The 25,640-nt window shown below is 36.2% G+C and carries 19 protein-coding genes; 9 read left to right on the top strand and 10 right to left on the bottom strand.

The features are described from left to right. Positions 1-101: 101 nt before the first annotated feature. Entirely contained in the window at positions 102-329 is a 228-nt protein-coding gene (locus KO502_RS00375; RefSeq protein ID WP_216020574.1) for a hypothetical protein, read from the top strand. Between the two features lie 15 nt (positions 330-344). On the opposite strand, the gene KO502_RS00370 is transcribed toward KO502_RS00375, so the two are convergent. The 4 genes from KO502_RS00370 to KO502_RS00355 all read right to left on the bottom strand — a co-directional run bounded on the left by KO502_RS00370 (position 345) and on the right by KO502_RS00355 (position 5,406). Further along, positions 345-2,081: a bifunctional protein-serine/threonine kinase/phosphatase gene (locus tag KO502_RS00370; RefSeq protein ID WP_216020573.1), complete on the bottom strand. Its 1,737-nt coding sequence runs from the start codon at positions 2,079-2,081 to the stop codon at positions 345-347. Positions 2,082-2,143: 62 nt separating this feature from the next. Then, positions 2,144-3,655 (bottom strand): MFS transporter, encoded by a 1,512-nt coding sequence (locus tag KO502_RS00365; protein ID WP_216020572.1) that lies wholly within the window; start codon positions 3,653-3,655, stop codon positions 2,144-2,146. Positions 3,656-3,963: 308 nt separating this feature from the next. Beyond that, positions 3,964-4,872: a S1/P1 nuclease gene (locus KO502_RS00360; protein ID WP_216020571.1), complete on the bottom strand. Its 909-nt coding sequence runs from the start codon at positions 4,870-4,872 to the stop codon at positions 3,964-3,966. Between the two features lie 57 nt (positions 4,873-4,929). After that, positions 4,930-5,406 (bottom strand): acyl-CoA thioesterase, encoded by a 477-nt coding sequence (locus KO502_RS00355; RefSeq protein WP_216020570.1) that lies wholly within the window; start codon positions 5,404-5,406, stop codon positions 4,930-4,932. Positions 5,407-6,613: 1,207 nt separating this feature from the next. On the opposite strand from KO502_RS00355, the gene hemE reads away from it, so the two are divergent. Further along, positions 6,614-7,681 (top strand): uroporphyrinogen decarboxylase, encoded by a 1,068-nt coding sequence (gene hemE / locus KO502_RS00350; protein WP_216020569.1) that lies wholly within the window; start codon positions 6,614-6,616, stop codon positions 7,679-7,681. 191 nt (positions 7,682-7,872) lie between these two features. Here hemE and metJ read toward each other — a convergent pair whose 3' ends face one another. Then, a complete protein-coding gene (metJ, locus tag KO502_RS00345) occupies positions 7,873-8,214 on the bottom strand; it encodes a met regulon transcriptional regulator MetJ (RefSeq protein WP_216020568.1) in 342 nt (113 codons plus the stop codon). Between the two features lie 262 nt (positions 8,215-8,476). Here metJ and metB point away from each other — a divergent pair, with 262 nt between their 5' ends. Further along, positions 8,477-9,634 carry a cystathionine gamma-synthase gene (gene metB, locus KO502_RS00340; protein WP_216020567.1) on the top strand — a complete coding sequence of 386 codons (1,158 nt, stop codon included), beginning with the start codon at positions 8,477-8,479 and terminating at the stop codon, positions 9,632-9,634. A gap of 294 nt (positions 9,635-9,928) precedes the next feature. Beyond that, on the top strand, positions 9,929-11,305 hold the full coding sequence (locus KO502_RS00335; RefSeq protein WP_216020566.1) for a hypothetical protein: 1,377 nt from the start codon (positions 9,929-9,931) through the stop codon (positions 11,303-11,305). A gap of 94 nt (positions 11,306-11,399) precedes the next feature. Here the strand turns inward: KO502_RS00335 and KO502_RS00330 are convergent, their stop codons facing one another. The 4 genes from KO502_RS00330 to KO502_RS00315 all read right to left on the bottom strand — a co-directional run bounded on the left by KO502_RS00330 (position 11,400) and on the right by KO502_RS00315 (position 15,185). After that, positions 11,400-12,233, bottom strand: coding sequence for a DUF4437 domain-containing protein (locus tag KO502_RS00330; RefSeq protein WP_216020565.1), 834 nt, complete (start codon positions 12,231-12,233; stop codon positions 11,400-11,402). A 96-nt stretch (positions 12,234-12,329) separates the two neighbouring features. Next, the gene (locus tag KO502_RS00325; protein WP_216020564.1) at positions 12,330-13,316 is read right to left on the bottom strand and encodes a zinc-dependent alcohol dehydrogenase family protein; all 987 of its coding nucleotides are present in this window, start codon (positions 13,314-13,316) and stop codon (positions 12,330-12,332) included. Positions 13,317-13,382: 66 nt separating this feature from the next. Beyond that, positions 13,383-14,192 carry an SDR family NAD(P)-dependent oxidoreductase gene (locus KO502_RS00320; protein WP_216020563.1) on the bottom strand — a complete coding sequence of 270 codons (810 nt, stop codon included), beginning with the start codon at positions 14,190-14,192 and terminating at the stop codon, positions 13,383-13,385. Positions 14,193-14,204: 12 nt separating this feature from the next. Further along, positions 14,205-15,185, bottom strand: a complete 981-nt coding sequence (locus KO502_RS00315) for an LLM class oxidoreductase (protein ID WP_216020562.1) — start codon at positions 15,183-15,185, stop codon at positions 14,205-14,207. Positions 15,186-15,335: 150 nt separating this feature from the next. Here KO502_RS00315 and KO502_RS00310 point away from each other — a divergent pair, with 150 nt between their 5' ends. The 4 genes from KO502_RS00310 to KO502_RS00295 all read left to right on the top strand — a co-directional run bounded on the left by KO502_RS00310 (position 15,336) and on the right by KO502_RS00295 (position 22,240). Then, on the top strand, positions 15,336-16,247 hold the full coding sequence (locus KO502_RS00310; protein ID WP_216020561.1) for a LysR family transcriptional regulator: 912 nt from the start codon (positions 15,336-15,338) through the stop codon (positions 16,245-16,247). Between the two features lie 198 nt (positions 16,248-16,445). Further along, on the top strand, positions 16,446-17,978 hold the full coding sequence (locus KO502_RS00305) for a bifunctional GNAT family N-acetyltransferase/carbon-nitrogen hydrolase family protein (RefSeq protein WP_216020560.1): 1,533 nt from the start codon (positions 16,446-16,448) through the stop codon (positions 17,976-17,978). A 284-nt stretch (positions 17,979-18,262) separates the two neighbouring features. After that, positions 18,263-19,390 (top strand): heparan-alpha-glucosaminide N-acetyltransferase domain-containing protein, encoded by a 1,128-nt coding sequence (locus KO502_RS00300; RefSeq protein ID WP_216020559.1) that lies wholly within the window; start codon positions 18,263-18,265, stop codon positions 19,388-19,390. A 417-nt stretch (positions 19,391-19,807) separates the two neighbouring features. Then, positions 19,808-22,240: a hypothetical protein gene (locus KO502_RS00295; protein ID WP_216020558.1), complete on the top strand. Its 2,433-nt coding sequence runs from the start codon at positions 19,808-19,810 to the stop codon at positions 22,238-22,240. 240 nt (positions 22,241-22,480) lie between these two features. Here the strand turns inward: KO502_RS00295 and KO502_RS00290 are convergent, their stop codons facing one another. After that, entirely contained in the window at positions 22,481-23,461 is a 981-nt protein-coding gene (locus KO502_RS00290) for a helix-turn-helix transcriptional regulator (protein ID WP_216020557.1), read from the bottom strand. Between the two features lie 1,269 nt (positions 23,462-24,730). On the opposite strand from KO502_RS00290, the gene KO502_RS00285 reads away from it, so the two are divergent. Continuing rightward, positions 24,731-25,387, top strand: coding sequence for a hypothetical protein (locus KO502_RS00285; protein WP_216020556.1), 657 nt, complete (start codon positions 24,731-24,733; stop codon positions 25,385-25,387). Positions 25,388-25,640 lie beyond the last annotated feature (253 nt).

The raw sequence follows: 25,640 nt of genomic DNA, 5'->3' as shown, positions 1-25,640 counted from the left end.
ATTTCACATGATTTGTTGATAGTATTTGTCGCGGTAGCGACGACACCAAGAGAGGGGCTGCCTCTGGCATCTCTCTTGACTCCCTAGGAGCAGCTACTCAAGTGTATCCTTCATTCAAGGTAACATTCGACCTAATAGTAATGCAGGTACATCAGGACAATAATGCTCCTGCATTGTCTTATAAGGTACATCCTGTATCGTCATGTGCCACATTACTTTTTCCATCATCTACCATGGCAATAGGTGAATATCACCTTTCATTACGGCACTTGAATCAAACAGATTTGGTGTTTGTTGATGCAGCTGTGTGTATTTTTCATATCCAATAACGACTTCTTAAATTATTAAAATACCAACGCTATTATAAAAGCGGTAAACCAAATACCCGACATAACCTGCCAAAATAGCAGCGGATTTTTATCCATTAACGCAGCATTGTGAGTGGTTTTATATTTAGAGTTAGGGGTTTGTAACTCATGCATTAGCTCTAATACATCTTCATGACGGCGCTCTGCATTAAATCGTAAGCCTTTTTTAATGGCACCATCTATCCAGATAGGCACTAAAGGGTTTTCATCAAAACACGGTGTGTACTTGGTTTTTAAATAATCTTCGCTGGTTCTACATTTACTGAGTTTACCTGAAAATGGCTCTTTACCGGTTAGCATTTCATAAGCAAGTACTGATAACGAAAACACTTCAGATTGAATGGTGCTTTTTCCGGTAATAACCACTTCTGGTGCAGAATAACCTGCTGTGCCCAATACACCAGGCTCATCAAGGGGAGTGGCTATTTCAGCAATCCCTTTACTATAACAAGAGCCAAAATCGATAATGGTCGCTTCACCATTATTATCAATCATAATATTGCCGGGTTTAATGTCTTGATGCAAAATTTCACGCTTGTGCATAGCGCGTAAGCCTTTGCTGATTTGATTTAATATATAAACGACATCTTGTACCGCGGGTTTGGGATTTTCTTTGATCCATTGCTCGAGCGTACGCCCTTCAATGAATTCAGTTAAGTAATATAACCATTTTTTATCTTTGTTATTTTCGATAACTTTAACAACATGAGGGTTCGATATGCGACTACCCATCCAGCTTTCCATGATAAAGCGCTCTATATAGGCGAGATCGTCGTCAAAATTAACCGATGGTGTTTTCATGCAATAGCGTGCATTACTGTCAATATCGCGCACTACATAGACTTGGCTGCGATTATTAATATGTAAGCACTTCTCTACGCGGTAGCCGTCTAAGATCACGCCTTCTTCTAAATAAGGAGGAAAAGGAAGCTCCGACAGCTTTCTGCCCACTTCATTCATGGTTTTTGTTGGCAAGTGATCAACTCGTAAAATCTGACAGCTTAGATTATCCCCACTGCCGCCTTTTAATCCTAAAGCAATTATTTTTTCACAAGCTTGTTCAAATGCTATTTCGTTGTCTTCGGCTTTAAGTATTTTTAATTCAGCAGCAATGTCTTTATGACTTATAAAATCATGAATGCCATCAGTGCTTAAAAAATAAATATCACCTACTTCTAAATCAATACTCTTATAATCTACATCTAACTTTACATCTAGCCCCATGGCTCTGGCTAAGTAAGTTTGCTTGGCATTCACATAAGTGCTGTGATCGCGAGTCAATTGCTCTAAATCACCATTACGTAGACGGTAAATACGAGTATCACCAACATGAAAAATATGGCCGGTTTGCGATTTGAAAATAATGGTGCTGAAGGTACTAATGTAGCCCTTTTGTGCATCATTATATTGTTGTCCTTGACCATACAGCCAACGGTTAAGTGCCGTTAACACTTGAGAGGTCGATTTTTTAACGCTCCAACTCTCAGGGGTAGAATAATAATCATATAAGAAATTACGTACACAGGTTTCACTGGCTTCTTTACCGGCTTCGGCAGCACTTACTCCATCAGCAATAACAGCAACAGCGCCTTTATTAATTAAGGTTGAGTCTTTAGGAAGTCGAATGCCAATAGCATCTTCGTTTTGCGGTTTTTTACCTGCGACTGAACGCTGCGCTACTGTAAAGCTTAATTCACTTGAATGTTCTGCCATTATCCTCACCTGTGTAAAGTATAAAGTTACTTATCAATATATTTCTGGTCTTTAGCGAAACCCTAATGAACATCAATCATTTGTACTGTGCCATCAGGCATTACTTCAGCCATTTTGTCTTTAGGCTCATCTAAAAATAAAGTACATAAAACGGCAAAAGCAATACCTGCGCCAATAGTGGCAAAAAATACAGACGGTGTTACAAACGAAAATACCAATAAAAATACCACTGCACCCACATTACCGTAAGCGCCAACAGTGCCTGCAATTTGCCCCGTTAGTTTGCGTTTAACCAAAGGTACAACGGCGAACACACAACCGGCTGCTGAGCCTAAAAAGAAAGAGCAAATCATCATGGTTGCTACCACAGCGGCTAATGGCCACTCTGGGGTTATCATCGACATAACCAAAAAGCCTACAGCTGCACCACTTAATAAAATAATTAATGGTTTTTTTCTACCTAGCTTATCGCTGATCATTCCGCCTGATGGACAAGAAAGAACATCAACAGCTGCGAAACAAGCACCAAACATACCTGCCGCCGCCGCAGCGACCAAAAAGGTATTTTCAAAGTATTGCGCCAACATAGAAATCACCGCTAATTCAGAGCCAAAGGTTACGCCATAACCAATACTTAAAATTGCTACTTGTTTAAATTTATATTGTAAAATTTCATCAACGGGAGGCGATTGCAACATATCTTTATTCACTTGGAATAACTTCCAAGATTGATAAGCAAGTAATGCTAATAATAAGCCATAAATGAAATAGGCAGTAAAATCGCTTAATAATCCCGCACCAATAATCATCTCATTCGCTGTTCCTGCAACAACACCTGAATCGGTAACTCGCCATGTTAAAATAGCTAACGCTGCCACCATAGGAATATTAAATACCAAGCAGAAAATAAAATCTCGCTTACTGGTGAGTTCAAGGCCACCTGATTTATTGGGTTTGAAATAAGTTGAGCCAGCAGGTGTGTCTGTTACCGCATAATAATAAAATGCAGAATAAAGTAGGGCGATAACACCTGTTGAAGCGATAGCATAACGCCAGCCATCCTCGCCACCAAATAAACTAGCAATATAAACCAAACTACCAGCGCCTACCGCTGAGCCAACATTGCCCATGCCTTTATATAAGCCTTCAGCTAAACCTAATTGGTTAGCAGGGTACCATTCGCTGATCATACGAATACCAATAACAAAACCGGCACCAACAAAACCCATCAAAAACTTTGCAAGGGCTAATGCTTCAAACGTTTGAGCAAAGGCGAAGAAAAAACATAATGCAGCCGTTGCAACTAACATGGCGGTATAAGAATTTCGAGGTCCGTATTTATCAACTAACATACCGGTAATAATGCGCGCAGGAATAGTTAACGCGACATTGAGAATAAGTAATACTTTTACTTCAATATCTGTTAATCCCATACTTTCTTGTATGGTTGACATTAAAGGTGCGTGACTGAACCAAACTAGAAAAGTAACAAAAAAAGCAAGCCAGGTACTGTGAAGAATTTTGGCTCTACCTTTAAAAGATAAAAAATTATGCTTAAACGACGATTGACTCATATAAAACCTTGTCTGTGAATATTAACTATTTTGAATAGTTTCGATAAGTGAATTTTATTAATGTCAGAACGCAGAGCAAAATGCGAGCCACAAGTTAAGTGGCTGTAATTATTGGTTGTTTTTATTTTTACTAGAAATTAATCAAGAAAATGCACCAAAACATTACTGTTAAAAAATGTAAACGCACCATAATGCAGTGATGTGTTAAGTATGCGGAGTGCAGATAAAACACCATGCTCCAGTTAAACAGAGCATGGCGAGAACTTGTATTCTAATTCTGACTTTTAACGTTGAGCTGTAACCTTAAGTTATAATGTTGATTCAAGGATCCGAGTCAACCGTTTTGCGGCTTTTAACAGTTGCTTTTCCATTATAGGTAAATGCTTGTTTGGGTAATTATCTGCGAGTTTTATAGAGCTTGCCGTTTGTTTACATTCACCTTGATTAGTTATTTGGCAATATTGAAAATCAGCTTGGCGAACAATTTGATAAGATTCATTAGCCCAATCCCACACTTGTTGATAATAAAATTTAGGAATCGAAATACTATTCCATTGTGCGGTTAAGCTTTCTACCCATTCATTTTGAGTGCGTCCTGCACTTTTCATTAAACAGCTATCCCAATACGCGTGTAAATTTTTACAGTTACTTTTGGTCTCAACAAGGCGTATTTTATTACCGCCTAAATCGCTAGCATAACTAACATGTAAGGGTTGATGAATATCTGCTAGCCAATGTCCTAAAAACAATAATGCTTGTGCTGACTCCCATGAGCGAGGGATCGTTTGTAATTGTTTTTGATGGGTGAGTATAGCTTGCGGTATACAGTTTTTACTGCATAAAGGTTTACTGGTAATACGTGTTAGTTCTCGAGACACATTCATATAGTGCCATGTATTATATTGTTTAAATGCTTTTTGATTTTTTACTGCATCAGCCCAAGTACAAGCTTTAGCAAAAGTGATGGGAGAGTCTGCGCGGTTATGATTATATTGATTAATTAAGGTTTGTTGCTTTCTTGGTACGGCATGTAAAAGCTGAGTAACTCTGTGCTGCTTTGCTGTTGATAAATGATCAAAAGCTAATTGGCAAACAACTTGATGACCAAGCTTTGCTAAGGCAAAGCTTGGTTGGCTATATAGTATTACTGAAGATATTAAAGCGAAGAAACAAAGTGTTGAATATATTTTGCTTTTACTTTTGAAGCTTTTAGTCATGGCGCGCTTTACATTACTTGGTGAATAATGTTGTTGAGTTAAGCTAATTACCTACAGTTAATCAACAAAAATCTCCATTTCTTCACCAATTTGTTTACGCATTCCCATTAACTTAATTGCCGTGGCGTGTTGTTGTTTATCGGCTTCTGTTTCCGGAATCCATTGAGGAACCGTTTCCGATTGACCATTTTGGTCAACAGCTACCATGATTACAATACAATTGGTTGTTTGGCGGCGATTTAATGATTTAGGATCGCAAGCGTTTACTTCCAATGCTATGTGCATTGACGATTTCCCTGTGTAGATAACTTTAGCTTCAACTTCTACTAAGCTACCTACATGTATCGGCGCAATAAAGCGTATACCACCAGCATAAGCGGTTACACAATAACGACCACTCCAACCTGCAGAGCAAGCGTAAGCAGCTAAATCTATCCATTTCATTACCGCGCCACCATGAACCTTACCACCAAAATTTACATCTTGTGGCTCGGCTAAAAATCTTAAGGTAATGTCGCGTTGTGATGCAGTCATAATTGAACTCTTTCTTGTTAATTAGTTAAATGTAGCAAATATTAGATATATTACTCAAAACTATATTGTTAGTTGTTAATTAGCAAATTACATTGCGTAATTATTTTTATAAATTTAATTAATTATCACCTTAAAATTTTTAATTGTATGTAAAAAAACAGGATGATATCGGCAGATTCTATCTAAGTCACTGCATTTAAAGAGGTTAATTATCTATTTGAGTGTTGATTAAGATAGCTGTGCGGATGAAAAAATATTGTTGTCTTTAGTGACATTTTACCTGTTCAACCAAGTTTATTACTTTTCTTAAGAGGCTAAATCGCAGTTTTATTACTGCTACTTCAAGTCGCAAATTTTGCGTCACTTTAGTGCAAGACTAAAATAGCAGCAGTTAAATCAACTTAAATAATACTAATTGAAGCCGCTTACATAACAGTATATGTAGCAAGATAAGATGATAAGTAGCTAAACTTTATCAGACAGCTTCATTTTATTTGAACTTATTTTGTTTATTTAAGTCTATTTATTTAGTGAATAAATAAATCGGCACAAATAAAAAAGCCTTTCTCAAAGAGAAAGGCTTTAAATACTCGCATTGTGGTCTTGTTACCAAGCTTCTTATTATATGTTTTTTGCTTACTAGCGCGTTTTATTATTTTTTATTATTATTATTATATTTTGTACTAACTAGAGCGGTTTACTTTTATTATTATTATTATTATTTAACTCGCGACTACTTATTTTTATTATTGTTTTTCCGTAGCGCAGGCATTTTATACCAAAGCATTTTTGCCATCGCAACAACTTTAATAGAGCATAAACTCCACGAATTTTTTCGTACTAAACTGGTCTAATAAGCTAGCGCCTCTAAGTCGTTGATTCAAAATATATTGATAAAAATCAACAAAAAACACCCCCAAATAAAATAAAGTTAAATAAATAGTACTTCTGTAATATAGTTGTGTATTTAAGTTAATTTATTGGAATTGATTTTTTTAAATGCTATTGATTTAGCACATAGATCAAAAGGCTTGTCGGTGTTAAACTGCGCAGCATAAATACTTTAGTTATCGCTTTCACATAATAGCTAAAAAAAAGTTAATTAAATAAGTCATAGCGGCAGATCATTTTACGTAATAACTGATAAGTTATACGCCTAGGTAATTATCCGAACGACTACTAAGTAAAATATTAAGAGGAACGATTGGTGACAGAATTAAAAAATGATACCTATTTGCGTGCGCTATTAAAACAACCAGTAGATTACACGCCGGTATGGATGATGCGTCAAGCAGGTCGCTATTTACCAGAATATCGAGCAGTACGTAAAGATGCTGGCGACTTTATGTCAGTATGTCGTGATGCAGATCTTGCTTGTGAAGTTACCATTCAACCATTACGCCGTTTTCCATTAGATGCCGCCATTTTATTTAGCGATATTTTAACTATTCCTGATGCGATGGGTTTAGGCCTATATTTTGAAACAGGTGAAGGGCCAAAGTTTGAACGTCCTATTACTTGTAAAGCTGATGTTGAAAAAATTGGCATACCCGATCCTGAGGATGAATTAGGTTATGTAATGAATGCGGTACGTACAATTCGTAAAGAATTAAAAGGTGAAGTACCGCTTATTGGTTTTTCAGGTAGCCCATGGACATTAGCAACTTATATGATTGAAGGTGGTAGCTCTAAAGCTTTTACTAAAATCAAAAAGATGATGTTTGCTGAACCTCAAACGTTACACCTTTTATTAGACAAGTTAGCTGACTCAGTGATTAGTTACCTAAATGCACAAATTGCAGCTGGCGCTCAGTCAGTTATGGTATTTGATACGTGGGGCGGGGTGTTATCGCCACGCGACTATAACGAATTTTCATTACAATACATGGCTAAGATTGTAGATGGTTTAACTCGTCACAATGAAGGTCGCCAAGTACCGGTTACCTTATTTACTAAAAATGGTGGTATGTGGTTAGAGTCTATTGCCGCAACAGGTTGTGATGCAGTAGGACTTGATTGGACTATTGATATTGAAAATGCCAAAGCACGTGTTGGTGATAAAGTTGCACTACAAGGTAATATGGACCCATCAATGTTATACGCACCATTACCGCGTATTGAACAAGAAGTGTCAAAAATACTAGCAGGCTTTGGCGAAGGCGGTACTGGTCATGTATTTAACTTAGGCCACGGTATTCACCCTGATGTGAACCCAGAACATGCGGGACACTTTATTGAGTCGGTACATCGTTTAAGTAAGCCTTACCATAAATAAGTTTTTTACTTCATAATATAAAAATAAAAAAACCGTGTTACTTTAAATAAAAATAACACGGTTTTTTTTATATTATTTAGATTGAGGCCATAAGTTAAAAACTTGATATACGCTGAATATTAAAATAAGCAAGATATCAATGATTAGCTTTTAGTGTCAGTTAAGCGTTAAACAACTACTTTTAAACGTTGTTACTCTTCAATATCACTATCATCGGTTTCATAAGCACTAAAGTCGGTGATACCTTTTGCCTCAAGTAAACGTCTTACGCTTGCTGGTAGTTTTTCATTGTTATCTTTTGCTAAGTCTTCATCATCAGGTAATGGTTGTCCTGTAAAAGCATGCAAGAATGCTTCACATAGCAACTCACTATTAGTGGCGTGACGAAGATTATTAACTTGGCGTCTAGTACGTTCATCAGTTAGTACTTTTAATACACGTAAAGGAATAGAAACGGTAATTTTCTTTACTTGTTCACTTTTTTTACCGTGTTCGGCATAGGGATTTATGTACTCGTCATTCCACTGAGCCATGGGTATTCCTCTGTAATGCTATGATAAGCTATTAATACTTTATATAGGTGATTTTACCTGTTGCGAAAAACCAGTCAAGTAGAAGTTTAGATGTCTAAAATCACTTGACCAAATTAGTGATAATGTTTAGAGTTATGGACGTCCAAACATCTAAAATATTTTGAGTGTTAATATCACTAACATTATGGTTAATGATACGATACACGGAATATATCTTTATTTCACGAAGCGTGATAACTCGTATAAATCATTGGAGAAGAGTATGTCGATTAAAAATATTAATACCTTAGCAGTAACCGCAGGGATTAATAAAGACGCGCATCATGGTGCTGTTGTTGCTCCAATCCATTTATCAAGTACGTACGCTTTAAAAGGCTTTAATGAAAAACGCCAATTTGATTATTCTCGTACGGGCAATCCAACTCGTTCTTTGTTTGGTGAAACGATTGCTGAATTAGAGCAAGGTAGTGTCGGTATTGTTACTGGCACAGGTATGGCAGCGGTACATTTACTTTGTCAGTTATTAACAACAGAAGATACCATTGTTATTCCACACGACTGCTACGGCGGTAGTTTTAGGTTGTTTACCCATTTAGCTAAACGCGGACAGTTTAAACTTATTGTTGTTGATCAAACTGATCAAACGGCTTTTGCTGATGCGTTAGCACACAAACCAAAATTAGTATTACTTGAAAGCCCAAGTAACCCATTATTACGCTTAGTAGACATAGAAGAGGCTACTAAGGCATGTCATGCAGTTGGCGCATTAGTGGCGGTAGATAACACTTTTTTATCCCCAGCATTACAACTGCCGTTAACTTTGGGGGCAGATATTGTTTTTCATTCAACCACTAAATACATTAATGGTCACAGTGATGTGGTTGGTGGTGTGTTAGTGACTAAAACCCAAGAGCTAGGCGAAACATTAGCGTGGTGGGCAAACTGTATCGGTATTACCGGTAGCGCTTTCGATAGTTTCTTAGCGTTACGAGGCTTAAAAACATTACCTGTAAGAATGAAACAACACCAAGAAAACGCTATACAAGTGGCTGATTTTTTAAAGAATCATGACGCTGTTGATGCGGTTTACTTTCCTGGTTTTGAAGATCATCCTGGTCATGAAATTGCGAAAAAACAACAGTTTGGTTACGGCTCAATGTTAAGTTTTGAAGTAAAGGGGGGTGTGGAAGCAGTTAAAAAGCTATTCGCTAACTTAGAAATATTCACTTTAGCTCAATCACTAGGTGGTGTGGAAAGCTTAATTAGTCATCCATCTACGATGACACATGCGGGGATGGAAATAGCCGATCAACTAGAAGCGGGTATTACTCAGTCATTAGTAAGAATTTCGGTTGGTATTGAATATATAGACGATATTTTGGCTGACTTAGCTCATGGTTTAACACAAAGCCAAATTTAAAATTTGGTATTGTTGCATTAATATCGTCAAATTGAACATCAAAAAAAATTAAGAAGGTGAGGTAAGTTAGTAACACTAATTTATTTCACCTTTTTATTAACAGGCTCTAAAGCAAACTTGCACTCAATGGTAGCTATTTAGTCATTCTTCAGAGCATATTGATTGGTCTATCTCCTTGAGCGATTAACTAATTGTTCGATATATTGTTTTACATAATAACAGTGCTTGCCTAATTATTGCATTTAGCTATTATTACTAGCATGATAAGTAATATATAATAAACTCTTCGGTGCAATGGCTAAAGACTCCCCCCACCAAACAAACTACACACGACAAGTTAATTTTTTATTAGCAAAAGTTTATGGACGCAGTGCCGTAAAAGACTCTTTGCTTGACCGTGCTATTAATTATTTTTCTCAAGAGGAATTTCGATCTTCTGATGAAACTGTATCATCCCAAGAATCTGAATTATTAAAAGTACTAAGTGAAGAGCGTTACGCGAGTTTGTTAGCATTATCACTGAACATTTTAGAATTAGCTGAAGGCGATAATTTTATAGAAAACAATAAAAAATCAGCTCAGTTTTTAGGTACGATTCAACTACTTAGCCCTACTGAAGGGAAAAATGTCGCGAGTAGTAATGAGCAAAGCAAATCTGTGTATAAAGCCGTATTGTGCATACGCTTACTTGATTATTTAATTATTAATAATCAAATGAACGAACCTTATATTAGTAAATATTTAGTAGATGTATCACCAGAGCAATACCTTAACTTTGCAGAGCATGACTATAAAGCGTATTTGCGTTTCACTAAACAAGTAAAAGTACCGTTGATTATGGCGGCATTATTACAAGATATTGGTAACTATCACCCTGCGGCACAAGCAATACTTTGTGGTGAAGAAGGTAAATTGAACCCATTTCGTACTTTGGAAGTCAGTCAACGCAAAGAACTATTACAAATTAATTACCGTGAAACCTTTCGCTATTTAGTTGAAGGTATTGGAGTGCCAAGCTTTAAAGGTGACAGTAAGGCTGAACGAGATCAATTTAGAATCGATGAGCAAGATAAATTATCTTTCATCAAATTGTTATTAAAAACCAGCGTTAACCCTAAAGAAAGTGTTGGTAATATATTAAAAGTACCGCAAATTTATACATCCATAATACTTTCAACTAAAGATAACTATAACTATAAGTTATTACCTCAAGTCTTTCAGGTGCTTAATAAAAATGCCGAGCTTGGTGCATGTGAACAGCGAGTGGTTGATGCGTTATATAAAATAACAGGCATGTTTCCTCAAGGTTTTGGTATTGTCTATATGCCACACGGCGGCTTTGTTGAACAAGGTGATTGTTATGAATATGCTATTGTAAATGGCTTATACCCTAAAAACCCTGAACACCCCCATTGTCGTATGGCGACAAGAAAGTTAACCTTTATTGGTTATGGACAAAACCTTGCGGTTCCCATTACTAAAAACTTATATTTCACGCAAACGGCCAAGAAATTAGCTAGGTTAAGTAAAGATCGTTTAAATGAAATATTAGAGCTACTAAGCTCCAATCCTGAAGAAAGAAAAAAATTAGATTTATTACCGCGATGTTGGCAAGCGAATGAATATTTCTCAATTAAAGCGAACCAGAAGCTTTGGAATAGAGTTGAATAAAGCAGGTTGATTGTTATTTGTACGTTAATATTAAAAAGCCGTTATTGTGTTTTCTACGCAATAACGGCTTTTTATTTTTAGTATTAATGAAAAACTAATATTTACTTTCAACATGGAAAATATCGGTAGCATTAATATAAAGTATCGATTCTTTCAAGGTGATTATGTTATGAGTAAAGTCACCTTTTGCATTAAAATAGCTACCAGGACGTAAACCTTTAGCGCTATTTAGCTCGCTCGATTGATAACGAATATCCCCCTGAATAACGACTGCTCTAAACTCTGCAGCATTACTGGTTATATCAACTTTAGAGCCTGCAGGTAACTTCAACAGGTAACCTTGTGAACTTGGTATTTTGCTGTTTTTCCACAAAAAAGTAATGCCTAGATTCTCCCCTTTGATTTGTGATGACTCTTTGTCAGTTAACCAAACTAAATTAGACGCATGCACATTAATTGGTCGCTCGCCATTATCAAAATGTTGCTCTTGAGGCTTAACTAAATAAGGGCCACTATCTATTTCTAGGTAAATTAAATTAGCGTTGCCATTGGCTGCCGTAATATGGTTTTCTCCTGCAGGTTGTGTCCAAAATGAAGCTGTTGGCAGCCACATGTTTTCTGCAGTTGGATCATCGTTATGCATTAAGCCTTCAATGACAATGCCACGATAAGAAATATTATGAATATGCGGCGGTGAAGAAAAACCTTTATTGAATTTTACTAACATACCTGTTGCTGTATTCTTTGTTCTATCTCCCCATAAATCGGCAGCACCAGGGCTTTGATCTCCGCGTAATGGATTAAGGTATCCCCAGTTGATATCTTCTGACGATATCACAGTAGTTTGTTGAGCTGGTGGTGTTGCCCATGCTGAAAATGATGACACCAATATTATTGATGTTGTAATTATCTTTGAAAAAATAGTCATCTTGCTTACTCAATTTACTTTTGAAGAGTGAAACTTACATCCAAACTTGATATATACATCAGCATTGAATGTAAGTTTATGCAGAGGGGTTAACGGTTATATATTTACCATCACTTTACCCATGGCTTTACCACTTTCTAAACGTTCATGGGCTTTGCTTACTTCGGTCAATGCAAAGTTTGTTTCGTCTAGTACAGGTTTAAGCGCACCTGCTTCAATAATGGCTGTTAACGCTTTTAAAATACGCGCATGCTCTTCGCGACGGTGATTATGAAGCATTGGAATAAGCATAAAGACAACATGTAATGACAAGCCTTTAAAGTGAACAGGTGTTAAGTCGATTTCTAACATGGATACGGTTGATGCTACATGGCCATTAAGGGCTGCAGCTTCAAATGAATTAGTCATATTAGCTCCGCCAACAGTGTCAAATACCACATCGAAACCTGCACCATTTGTATGTACATTCACATAGTTTTCTACAGATTCAGTACGGTAGTTAATCGCTGTTGCGCCCAGTTCTTCAATAAGTGCTAATTGTGCTTCTCCGCCACCTGTTGAAAACACATTTGCGCCAAAATGTTTAGCAAGTTGTAAAGCAACGTGGCCTACACCACCAGAGCCACCATGTACTAAAACATTTTGTCCAGCTTTTATGCCTGAGCGCTCTAAACCTTCGTACGCGGTAATGGCAACTAATGGCAATGCGGCTGCTTCACGCATTGAAATGTTTTTTGGCTTTAAGGCGATTAAGTTGGCATCAGCAACAATATATTCAGTTAACGTACCAGGCAGATCCGCTAAACCACCAGCACAGCCATAGACTTCATCACCTACGTTGAAGTTACTCACGTCACTAGCAACTTCTTCTACAATACCTGCGAAATCCATACCTAATAAAGCAGGAGAGGCTGGTGATAAAGGTAAGTCAGCGCCCATTTGGCGGATCATGGTATCAACGGTATTAATACTTGTTGCGACAATTTTTACTAATACATGACCTGATTTTATTTGAGGTTTAGCTATTTCAGTTAGTTCAAATGCGTCAGTTGGGCCATAAGTGTTTACGATCATTGCTTTCATAATATTCTCCAGAGTTTTCATTTGTTAGTCGTTCTATTTAGTGTGTTGAGTCGTGTTTACTAAGTATTAATTACACAACTTAGTTAATTCTTCTTGTATAACTTTTAGTAATACTTGTCTTTTTTCTGGGTTTAGTGCGTCAGGGTGAGGCTCTGCCCAATCACCTATATCATTGTCAAAGTACTTGCCAGTGATGCCTTGAAATTCATCACTGAGTGCAGCACGAAGTAAAATATCTGAGCCTATGGTTAAGTCTTTTCCTGCAGCGCCATACGCTTCTTTTACCATTTTGCTTCCCAAAAATGAGGCTGGGTTAATGGCAACTATAGAAGGTGCGTTATTGCCTAATGTTTTAGCTAATTGAAAACTCCACATAGTAATTGCTAATTTACTTTGTGCGTAAGCACTGCTATCTGATAAATTTTCTTGTCCTTGCAGCGCTTTTAAACTGACAGGCGCTTGAGCGGCAGAAGATAAATTAATCACTCTCCCAGTATCATTCATCAGTGGAAGAAGTCGCTCAGTTAATACAAATGGCGCTAAGGTATTTACAATAAAGCGGGTATCGTGACCTGACTCTGTAATAGGTGTTGGTGTTTTAAAAACCCCCGCATTGTTAATAAGCACATCAAGTTTTTTATGATGATTTTTTACTTCTGACGCTAACTCTTGAACGTCAGTTAGCTTACTTAAGTCGGCAACGTAGGTTTCTACAACCGCTTCTGTGTTTAATTCCGCTAGCTTTACTTTTACTTGGGCTAATTTTTCTTTATTACGGCCATGGAGTAATACGGTGTGACCCTGTAACACTAATTGCTTTGCGGTTTCAAAGCCTATGCCGTCGGTGGCACCGGTAAGTAAAATGACTTTTTTCATTGCTTTCATCCTTTAACTTGCATCCGATTGATTGAAGCTGGGAAGTATATTCTCAGCAATGTCTTTTAATGTTTCTTCAATATCGCGTTGATTAAAACGTAAGTTCAATGCGACATGATTAACGCCAATAGCTTGTCTTGATTTTAAGTAATTGTGTAAATGATTAATGCCAAGGCGATAACCCAAATGTATCGCTTGCGGCGGACTGTTTGGATCTTCAGTTATATCGATATATAACGGCTCCATAACTGGTTTAGCGGTATTGTTATCCGCTGACACATTAACCTGTTTAATAAATTGTGCTTGTGCATCATGTGGTCTCGGATAAGTGATAACCCCATCGCCATTATTTGCTAACCAATCAGCAGGTTGTTGTGATGCACCAGTGATTAACAAAGGCAAGCGCCCTGGTTGCGGTTTAGGTAAAAGATCTAACTCACCATCAAGATCACCAAAACCATTAGTAAACTGCGGGTAAGATTGTGCAGCCTGTCTGATATAGTCATAACTTTCACGAAATAACTTGCCGCGTGATTGATACTCAACACCCATTGCCGGATATTCTTCAGGTCTATCACCACTGGCCACACCTAAAATGAGTCGGCCACCTGAAAGCGCATCTACCGATGCTGCAGCTTTTGCCACATGAGCAGGGTGTCTTAAGGGTAAAATTAAACTGGCGACGCCTAATGCGATTTTTGATGTGGTTCCTGCCAGCAAGCCTAAATAAACAAAAGGGTCGAACAGTTGCCCAGCATCACCAAATGAAGGCACGTTAAATGGCACATCTCTAAGCCATAAAGCTTTGAAGCCTAAACGTTCAGCGAGTTGCACTCGTTCAAGATGATGCTGCATAGAAGGTGTTGCGCTACTGTTATAGTTTTCAATTGGCACGACTAAACCAACAGTGAGTTTTCCGGTTTGAAAAACGCTGTTGAATCCTACATTTAAGGTAGGGAAGTTAGCTTGTGCCGAACTATTTTGCGCTGCCATCTTTTTTCCTGTTTAAGTTATTTATTTAAATTTTCTGTGTATCTGTGTATAAAAAACGAGAATTAATTAATTGGAATAATAATAACCTTGTTGTAATTACGAATAAATGACGTATAAATACAATCAGAATTCGGTTTTTGGATATAATCAATGGATACTCAAGGTGTACGCTTATTCGTGATGGCGGCAGAAAAGTTAAATATTAGTGCCGCAGGTAAAAAGCTGGGGTTAGCTCCGTCTGTTGCTAGTGCGCGTTTAGCGAAATTAGAAATTCAACTGGGCGCTGATCTTTTTCACCGTTCAACGCGCAAGGTAACCTTGTCAATTGAAGGCATTGAGTTCCTCCCGTATGCGAGAGAAATTATTGCGCAAGAAGATACCGCGCTTGCTGCATTAGGTCGTGGTAATGTTAATGTCAGAGGTACGTTAAGATTTGCTTCATCGAGTACCTTTGCGCAATTATTCATTGCGCCGATTTTGCCTGAATTTTTAGAAAGGTACCCTGATGTGAATGTTGAGCTTAATTTGTCAGATACACGTTTGAATTTGATTGAAGGTGGCTTTGATCTAGCGCTAAGAAATTATGCTATTGAAGACAGTAGTTTGATTGGAAGACGATTAGCTAACGACACCAGAATATTGTGCGCGTCTCCTGAATATCTAGAGAAATACGGTACACCAACAACGCCTGAGCAGCTAGATAACCACAGGCTGATGATGTTTATGAACGCACAGCCCAAAAAACTTAAATCTAAAACAGCAGAGCAAGCTTACTTTTTCCCACCAGCTAATAACAAGGCGCGTGTTATTTGTGATGACGGTGCTAGTATGCGAATAGCTGCAACCGCTGGCGTGGGTATATGTATGAGCTCTTTATGGAGTTTACATACTGAACTTAAAGAAGGGCGTTTGGTGCGAGTATTACCTGATTACAGCATCGAGGATAATGCCGCTATTTGGCTGGTTTATCCAAAGTCGAATGTGTTAACCGCCAAGGTAAGAATTTTTATTGATTACTTAATCGAAAAAATAGCGCCTACTATTAAGAAATGGGAATACTAATTATTTTTTCATTTTGTTGTTAAATTCTTGCCTTTTATACAAGGCTAACTTATATATAGCGCCTAAGGTGATTTGCGTAAATATTGAGTGATTTTCATAGTGAAATAATGTTTTCTATATTCACCAATATATCGCCCCTTTATTCAATTAGCCTTGAATAAGTGCTAATTACCTAACACATAGTGGTGAGCAATAGATATGAATGAAGAATCAGAGCATAAACTTAACCTAAGACATCTAACCCTTGATGACTTTGCTGATATTAAAAAATTGATGGATGAAGTTTATCCAAGTTTGGGCGGTGCTTGGCCAGAGAAAAAATTTAGAGCGCAACTTAAAACCTTTCAAGACGGACAAATTTGTATTGAAGATCACGGCGTAGTCGTAGCTGCGGCTTTTAGTGTGATTGTTGATTATGACAAGTTTGGTGACCAACATACTTACGATGAAATTACCGGTGATGCCTATTTAACAACTCATGATCCCCTTGGTGATGTGTTGTATGGCGTTGATGTTTTCGTCTCGCCAGAATATCGAGCCATGCGTTTAGGCCGTCGTTTATATGAAGCGCGTAAAGAGCTCTGTCAAAACCTTAATTTAAAAGCCATTGTTGCTGGCGGTCGTATTCCCAATTACGAAAATTATTCGCATGAATTAACACCACAAGCTTATATTGAAAGAGTAAAACGTAAAGAAATTTATGATCCGATTCTTACTTTTCAATTATCCAATGAGTTTGATGTTAAACGCGTTATAAAAGGCTACTTGCCCGAAGATAAAGAGTCGCACGGTTACGCAACTTTATTAGAGTGGAATAATCTTTATTACGATCCTGAAAAGTCACCATTAATAGGTGCTGATAAAACTACGGCTCGCATAGGTTGTGTTCAATGGCAAATGCGTCCGTTTAATTCAGTAGATGAGTTAATGCAGCAAGTTGAATTTTTTATTGATGCGTTATCTGACTATCAATGTGATTTAGCGTTATTCCCTGAATTCTTTAATGCGCCCTTAATGGGCATCGACAACCATAAAAATTCAATAGATTCAATTAGAGCGTTAACTGAATACAGTGCGGAAATTGTTGAGTCTATTTCAAAATTAGCGGTATCTTATAATATCAACGTCATTGCAGGTTCAATGCCGGTGTTAGAAGATGATGAACTATTAAACGTGTCTTATTTATGTCGTCGTGACGGCACGCTAGAGGCGCAATACAAAATACATCCTACTCCTTATGAGAAAAAAGCCTGGATAATGCAGGGCGGTAACGACTTAAAAGTGTTTGATACTGACTTTGGTAAAATAGGCGTGCTTATTTGTTATGATGTTGAGTTTCCTGAATTAGCCCGTTTACAGTCAGAGCAGGGCATGCAAATGCTTTTCGTCCCATTCTGGACCGATACTAAAAATGGTTATTTAAGAGTGCGTTGTTGTGCGCAGGCGCGTGCTATCGAGAACGAATGTTATGTTGCTATTGCTGGTAGTGTTGGTAATTTACCAAAAGTCGATGGCGCAGATATTCAATATTCACAATCGGCAGTGTTTTCACCGTCAGATTTTTCATTCCCGCATGATGCAATAATGGCAGAAACAACACCGAACACGGAAATGACCTTGATTGTAGATTTGGATTTAGAAAAGCTTAACAAATTACAAAATGAAGGTTCAGTGCGTAATTATTTAGATCGCCGTAGAGACCTGTATAAAGTAGAGTGGTTAGGTAAATAACGAGTAAAATAATTGCTAAAACTATAGTGATTTCATTGCAATTCAAATGACATTTAAAACGGTTAACATCATTAGTAAATCAACTAATGATGTTAACCGTTTTTTATGAACATCATTTACTATCTGAATAATTATAAGGTGACAACAATTGAAACATAAAGCTTTCCGAATCGAATTCATTTTTTGCTAAGCTATTTAAAAGCAATCAGAAAACGTATAGTAGAATCTCTAGATTTAACTTGAGTATCAGTAACAGCTTAAGTAAATACATAAGGATATAGTGAATGACAACTCCCGTAAAAAGTACGCGCATTGCTGCTATTGATTGGATGCGTGGCTTCGTCATGATAATTATGGTGCTTGATCATGTTTCTATGGCTTATAACAAAGGTCATATTGCTGCGGACTCGGCTGCTAATTATAAAGTCGGAACCTTATTACCTGAGTTAGAATTTATAACCCGTTGGATAAGTCATATTTGTGCGCCTGTTTTTGTTTTTCTTGCAGGTACCGCATTAGCGATAAGTGTTGAGCGTAAACTATCAAAAGGAATCGATAGTAAAGGTGTTGATAAAGATATTTTAATTCGTGGCGCTTTTATCGCGTTACTTGACCCAACTATTACTTCTATTTTTTCTGGCCGTCTTACTTTTCAAGTCTTGTACGCTATTGGTATTGCCATGATGTGTATGGCCTTTTTTAGGCGCTTATCAAGTACACAATTGCTAATTATCGCAATGGCGTGGATTTTAGGCGGAGAATTAGTTACCGCACAATTTTGGTTTACCGATGGACAAGAGCAATCCGCGATTGTTGCTTTATTAGTCGGAAAGTATTACACCCATGATTTAAGTATTTCTTACCCTGTAATCCCTTGGTTATCGGTAATGATATTAGGTTGGGTGTTTGGCCGTTATATTCTTGATTATGGTAAAGGCGACATTAAAGTAACGCCGGCACAATTGCTGTTTAGACTAGGTGTTCTTGCACTCATCGCTTTTACGGTAATTAGATATTTTAACGGCTACGGCAATATGTTTTTATACCGAGGAGATAACTCGTGGGAACAGTGGCTTCATGTAAGTAAGTACCCACCTTCAGCAAGTTATTTATTCTTAGAACTTGGATTAATGGCTGTTATTTTAGCGGGCATGATGAAGTTAGAGCAGCGCATTGGAGTGCGAACTAATGGTGTGTTGTTAGTATTTGGCCAAACAGCAATGATGTTTTATCTAGTGCATCGTATTCTATTAACCGGCACAGCAACCTATGGCGGTTTACATCACTTTACTAACTTAACTTATACCTATGTGATTACCGGTATTTTATTGTTGTTACTGTACCCATTTTGCTTATGGTACAGAGGCTTCAAAGCCAGGCATCCAGATTCGGTTTGCCTTAAATATTTATAAGCTTGATGGAACGTTTTGAGTAATCAGGGGGGCAATATTTCAATTTTATTAAGACTGTAATCTTTGGCTTACCTATCGACAAGTTATCCGACATTGCGGTCATTAACATCAGTAGCCTTTTGAGCTATTTTTAGTATTCATTATATGTTGACCTACCTTCACCTTGATAGGGAACAAAACTACCGTAGCAGTCGTTCATATAAACTAGTAACACTACTTTATTTGGGCAAAGCTGAGCCTATGTGGTGTTATTATTCTTATCCTGACACGTAAATATTGAAAACATTAAGTCTATTTACTTGCCAGCATCAAACGTTTTAGCCTAGAGTAATATTCTTCTTATAAATGAGAATAATACTTTAACCTTAACATTATGAATTTGTTTGTTTTTGGTTTTATAAATGAAAAAGGATTTTTATGATTTCTAATGGATTTGAACTATCAAATTTATATATTGTTTTTATAGTTGCATGTGCTATTTATTCATTTTTTTTTAATCGCTCTTTTCAGAATAACGATAAAGAAATTAAAAAAACATTAAGGTTAATGGGCTTCAAAGTAAATACTAAAGTCACAAAAAACTCTATTTTATTTCTGCATACCATTGCTTCCACTGTTTTCAAAGAACTAGGCTTATCTTCTTTAGCTGCAAGATCAAAAAAGTATTGCACCATTTCATGGTTAACGTACAAAAAAGAAGAAAACTTCAACTTTATAATTTTCAATATCTCTAGAGGCCATCATGAACATTCACACTTCGATAGTGTTGTCGTGATTACTTTTTATGACATAGAAAAAAACAGAAGTGAAATAAATGAACTAATAGAGGCAATTGATTTACCTGAATATACCGAGTTAATCGATGATGGTAAGTACATATCGCTAGTTATCGAACACAATTCAATAACCAAAAATAGTTTAACCAGTATATTGCATACTTTAAGTTATAAATTAAATAATAAAACGCATAACATTTCTTCTGTTACTAAGTCAGAGAATATTAGAAGTAAAATAAAAGATATTCTTGATAATGTATGGATAACAAGGTCTATTCTATTCATACTTTGCTTATATTGGGGGAATATAACACTTTATTCTGTTACCACATTGAGTCTGAACCTTCCAGATGACGGTTATCCAATCCCCATCTTTTGGGAGGATAGACCTATTACCTTTACAGTACTGTCTTTTGTTCAACTAATCATTTTATATATTCTATCTAAACATTTTTTGTCTTCTTTTAGAAATGAGGATGAGCATCAAATATCTAAATTAAACTTCATTTATTCATTTTTTATTGCTTGCTCATTTTTATCCCTTAATTACATGTCAGGTATCCAGTTGGAAAACAGGTACGCAATGGAGAGTTATAGGTTTGAAAAAGCCGCAGAACGAAGTATTAAGCAAAATCCCAATTTACCAACAGTTGAATTTAAGACCAAAAAAATTCCTTTAGTATCTATCTCATTAAGAGAGTTAATTAAAAATTCTGAATTTAAAAAATTAACATCAATGCTGGATGGTTATCATGCTCACTTAGAGGGGGATATTGCTAATGAAATGTTTCTTTATAAAGCCTACCGATCATTTACGATAGAAGACGAAAAACTATTACATCAAATTATGCTTTGGAAAAAATCACAGCCTGAGAATCCACAACCTTTACTTGCAGAAGCCTTTTATTACTATGGTAAAGCATGGCGTGTAAGAGGTACAAAGCCTATTAGTTTAACGCCGGAGAAGGATATTAGAGAAATGAAAGTTTTGCTATCACACAGCAAACAATTATTAGAAGAATCCTTTTTTGAACGCAGCTATAAGCTAATTGCGAGTGCGTTACTCATTGATGTAATTAGACCAATAGGTGATAACTCTGTTGTAAAGCAGGTATATGAAAATGCATTATTAAAATTTAAAGCATCTTATTTACTCAGATATAGATTTTTGATTTCATTGCAACCTAAGTGGGGAGGTAATTACAGAGCAACTCAGAATATTATTGATGAAGCTCAAAATTATAGCGATACAAATAAAGAACTTATTTTATTAAAAGGGTATTTATTTGAGGAGGCTGGAGATATTTTAGCAATTGACGGCTTTCACCAAGAAGCAGGTAATTTTTATACATACGGTTTAAAGTTTGGTAAAAATCCAACCTTGTTATGGAAGAAAGGAAAAAGTGAATATAGACAGAAAAATTATTCATCGGCACTATCTTATTTTAATCAAGCTATAGAGCTAAATAGTAACGACCATGATTACTATGATTGGCGTTCTTCTACTCTCTATCGTTTAAATAAATTCGAAGAATCAAAAAAAGACCTCTTATTGGCTAACTCTCTTCAACCAAATAAAGAAAGTTATAATAAACGAATAAAGGGGCTAACTGAAAAACTAAAAAAAATTGAAGGAAATACTAACTATAGGGAATATTATGGTTTTTCATTAGATGGAAAAGCTCGAGATACAAAGTTAATACCTGATAACAAAGATCTTAATAAACAGGATGCTATCCTATATATGGAGGCTTTGAATTCAATAAAAAATAATGATGTTGAATGGGCTGCAATAAAATTAATTGAAGCAATTGATATTAACCCTCGTCAGATCAAATATTACTTAACATTAGATATGGTTTTAGGGCAATCAAGACAGTGGCCAGTAATTATTAATTACTGGAAAAAATTCATAACATTATACCCCAATAACGGGCGAGCACATTTTGAAATTAGTGGTACTTATTATCATAATAAAGACTCTAAGCGATCTTTATATCATATGAAGAAGGCTTCAGATTTAGAATACCCTGAAGCAAAAAAAACTTATAAACGTTTAATGCTCCAAAAATGAGCAGCGAGAATACTTAACAAAGTGACCTATCTCAGAGCTTAAAACTGTTTTCAAGCGAGCAGAAAGACTCAGTTAATATTACCTCAAATATGATAATGGTTTCACAAAGTCACTTTGTCCGCTTTAGGCTCTGAGCAGCCGTTAGTAACTCAAAAGCTAACGTCCGCTATTATGGCTAATTAGAGACATTAGTGCTTCAGGTTAATTATTTTGTATCGCTGATAAAGACATACCTCATTTTTAAAGTTCTTCTTTATCCAAGAATTCCATTAACCCAACCAGTGCAGCAAAAAGCACAGAACCCACGGGCCAAACAATCCAAGTTATGCCCCAGTTCATAGTTAATAAGCTCCAGCCAAGAAATATAGCTGTTAGCAAAGGCCAGTAGAGTGCAGCAAGCTTCTCAACCCGTTTTGTACGTTTACTTTTAGTTGTTTCTACACTATTACCTTTTAGAATATTGTTGTAGGCTTCGTATTTAGCGGAGACTGGCCCTATAATGTATATTCCTAAGGCTATCATGAGGAACAGTACAATTAACATCATTAGAATTATGTCTGAACTACCGGAAAAGATGCTAACAACCATCAAAGGTACAAAACTGATAATGAATATAAATATACTTACTGATAGTCTTCGGTTATAGGTAATTCTGAATTCTTTTAATTTCTCTTTAAATACGCTGTGCACGCCATAGGCCAACTCAAATGCCTCATTTTCTATCACAGCAATATCATTTTCATATTGATTGATTTTAATAAAAAAGCTTACTCCAATAGAGACCATAACCAAAATACCCACAACCCCTATCGTTGCTGCAATATTGCCTGTCAGATCGAATCGATTTGTTTCCACCATTGCCAAGAAGAAGAGCAATGGTATTACTGAGCATACACAAAGCATAACCCCCTTAGTAATTAATGCTGACACTTCCATCTTATTTTCAATATACTTAACTGCTTGTTCCAAACTAATTTTAACGGTAACTGGCTCTTTATTCTCATCGCGGGAATCGAACTCTTCATTTTCGTCCTTCAGTAGAAAATCAGTTGAAACGTCAAAAACCTCCGCTAACATAATAATTCGATTTAGATCTGGTATGCTATTAGTGCTTTCCCATTTTGATACTGACTGCCTAGAAATATTCATTTTTTCAGCCAAATCTTCTTGTGACCAACCAAACTGTTTCCTTAATCTGACAATCTTTTCTGCTAATATCATAAAGTTTATTCCTTAATCTGTTTTTGAGTGGTAAGCATAGAAAATCAAATAGTTGCAGACCAGCAAGTTAGGTTGTTAATTTGTCAACCAGCAGTTGCAATTAGACTAAACAGCTTAAATTATATAAAAACTATGCTTTTTCAAGGAAATTTTCCAATAATATTTACCATCAGGGAAATATGGCGAGTCTACCGAAGATTTTATATGAAACTAATGGTATTAGTATTTAAGTGAGTGATCATCTTTAATTTCTCTGAGCAATTCCTTCTTCCTATGAGAAAAAGGGATTAAGTCTTGTTTTACAAGTCAACCATTCTTATTTTTTGTTATATAAATGTTAATATTGTAGTTTGTATGTTACCTTTCTCTGATGTTAAAATTATGGTTGATTGACTTACTTTGTGGATGTAATGCAGTTCCTCATAATAAGCTGTTGATTGCTTATTATGAAACGACTTTCTGAATTTTTTGATAGTTAAAAGGGTTGTTTTAGGGTCTGTTGATCTTTCGAGTTGGGTGGTGCAGTTGCTACTTGGGCAACTTGCTCAATTGTTTTTGCTTTTTTTGGTTCATGTCTAGCGGAGCATTAATAGTAGCATCTACTGTGATGGTTTAAGAATATGAAGCCCCTGCAGCGTAAAAATAAATGTGTCCGTTTTATCGTATGAATTCCACTAAATAATATGCCATTAAAAAACCCAGAGAACATTTTTTTAATATTATTGCTATCTTGGGGAGTATCCAGTTTTATTTGGATAATACTTGTATTCTACTTAAAATCAAAGTGGTTGCCTTTATTAGAGGATATTCTTGATGATGGTGTTAGGTTTTATAGTTTGAATATTTTTTTTGCTGGTCAAGGGATATTACAATACGCCACAGTATTTCTTAGTTCTTTTCACGCTAAGCGTTATGGCATGATTGAAAAAAGGAATAATGTTCCTACATATATTCAAAAATTGTTCGTCTTCGCTTTTTATTTGTTTATATTGAGTATCGCGTTAATGGCAGCAAGTGGAGTTATGGTCAAAATGTATGACCTATAAACAGTAACTACAAGCCAACTAAAAGGTAAATCATAGTTGGCTTTTAATTCATCGTCGTTTATTTTAACCAACTATTATTTGCCTTTTAGTGAGGTGTAAGTAATACAGTATGGAAAGCTGTTACAACTCAAAATTGGGCAGAGGCAATAAAATTGTTAAAGGCTTTTGGTGATGCCTACCCAACCAGAAGAAAGAAAGAAGCTGCACTACTGGAGAAAATATAATGAAATATGTTGTATTTATTTCTTTGCTAAGTATTTGCTCTTTATTTGGCTGTGCAAGTGTAAGTTCGAATAATAACCATAACATTCTTAATGAGTCGCTAAAGTCATCTTATAATGATCTTGAAAATTCACTAAAGAAAGATCGAAGCAATTTACTGTTCAATAATGATGAGGTTGCTAATAACTGTAACTCATATTTTTTATTGAACTCGAAGTATGAGGTGGAGGAGTCGATTTATAATCAACAGGTAAAGAGTGAATACTTAATTTGCGATGCTTTAGAGATTTTAATAAGTTCATCTGAGGGAACTGACAATAAAGCAACTGATTTAACTTTTGGAAAAACACTCTCATCTAAGCTAGATGTTAGGACATTCCCCTCTTCATTAATGAGGGTGGGGACTGAAGAGGTTCATACACTTAGTTCAATTTCCCCTGAAGAATTAAAGATTTACAATAATATGGTGGTAGTCGAAACTCAAGATTGGGCGTTCACTCTTGAAGTTGTAGCCTCAGCAAACATTAATGACAACTCCTTTTCTGACTTAATTGTTTGGGTATTAGATGAAAGTAAATCAGGAAACTATCGGGGTTACTCAACTCTCATTATTTATGACTACAAAAGCCAAAGTCAGCTCAAAGCAACTGTTTATTAAAAAAGGATTATGGTTCAGTGTGCCAACAAGTAGCTAATAAGTAACTATGGCGTCAATTCTTTTGATATCTGCTACGTTGATAGCAGTCATAGTAATATGGCTGCTTTATAATTATTTCTTCTTCTTATACTCCAACTACAAACAATATTGCTGAATCATTCTAGTAAGTAACTTCTCTGTTTTATCAATTTCATTATGTGTTAAAAATTCATTAGACTGAGAGTAATACCAATCTGATTAAATTTCTTCCCAA

The sequence above is a fragment of the Colwellia sp. E2M01 genome, assembly GCF_018860585.1.
In the GTDB taxonomy this organism is placed as follows: Bacteria; Pseudomonadota; Gammaproteobacteria; order Enterobacterales; family Alteromonadaceae; genus Colwellia.
This window is presented reverse-complemented; position numbering and strand designations above follow the sequence as displayed.

Coding starts and splice junctions, on each gene's coding strand:
- KO502_RS00370 (WP_216020573.1), bottom strand. CDS start 2,081: ATGGCAGAACATTCAAGTGAATTAAGCTTTACAGTAGCGCAGCGTTCA.
- KO502_RS00365 (WP_216020572.1), bottom strand. CDS start 3,655: ATGAGTCAATCGTCGTTTAAGCATAATTTTTTATCTTTTAAAGGTAGA.
- KO502_RS00360 (WP_216020571.1), bottom strand. CDS start 4,872: ATGACTAAAAGCTTCAAAAGTAAAAGCAAAATATATTCAACACTTTGT.
- KO502_RS00355 (WP_216020570.1), bottom strand. CDS start 5,406: ATGACTGCATCACAACGCGACATTACCTTAAGATTTTTAGCCGAGCCA.
- metJ (WP_216020568.1), bottom strand. CDS start 8,214: ATGGCTCAGTGGAATGACGAGTACATAAATCCCTATGCCGAACACGGT.
- metB (WP_216020567.1), top strand. CDS start 8,477: ATGTCGATTAAAAATATTAATACCTTAGCAGTAACCGCAGGGATTAAT.
- KO502_RS00335 (WP_216020566.1), top strand. CDS start 9,929: ATGGCTAAAGACTCCCCCCACCAAACAAACTACACACGACAAGTTAAT.
- KO502_RS00330 (WP_216020565.1), bottom strand. CDS start 12,233: ATGACTATTTTTTCAAAGATAATTACAACATCAATAATATTGGTGTCA.
- KO502_RS00325 (WP_216020564.1), bottom strand. CDS start 13,316: ATGAAAGCAATGATCGTAAACACTTATGGCCCAACTGACGCATTTGAA.
- KO502_RS00320 (WP_216020563.1), bottom strand. CDS start 14,192: ATGAAAAAAGTCATTTTACTTACCGGTGCCACCGACGGCATAGGCTTT.
- KO502_RS00315 (WP_216020562.1), bottom strand. CDS start 15,185: ATGGCAGCGCAAAATAGTTCGGCACAAGCTAACTTCCCTACCTTAAAT.
- KO502_RS00310 (WP_216020561.1), top strand. CDS start 15,336: ATGGATACTCAAGGTGTACGCTTATTCGTGATGGCGGCAGAAAAGTTA.
- KO502_RS00305 (WP_216020560.1), top strand. CDS start 16,446: ATGAATGAAGAATCAGAGCATAAACTTAACCTAAGACATCTAACCCTT.
- KO502_RS00300 (WP_216020559.1), top strand. CDS start 18,263: ATGACAACTCCCGTAAAAAGTACGCGCATTGCTGCTATTGATTGGATG.
- KO502_RS00295 (WP_216020558.1), top strand. CDS start 19,808: ATGATTTCTAATGGATTTGAACTATCAAATTTATATATTGTTTTTATA.
- KO502_RS00290 (WP_216020557.1), bottom strand. CDS start 23,461: ATGATATTAGCAGAAAAGATTGTCAGATTAAGGAAACAGTTTGGTTGG.
- KO502_RS00285 (WP_216020556.1), top strand. CDS start 24,731: ATGAAATATGTTGTATTTATTTCTTTGCTAAGTATTTGCTCTTTATTT.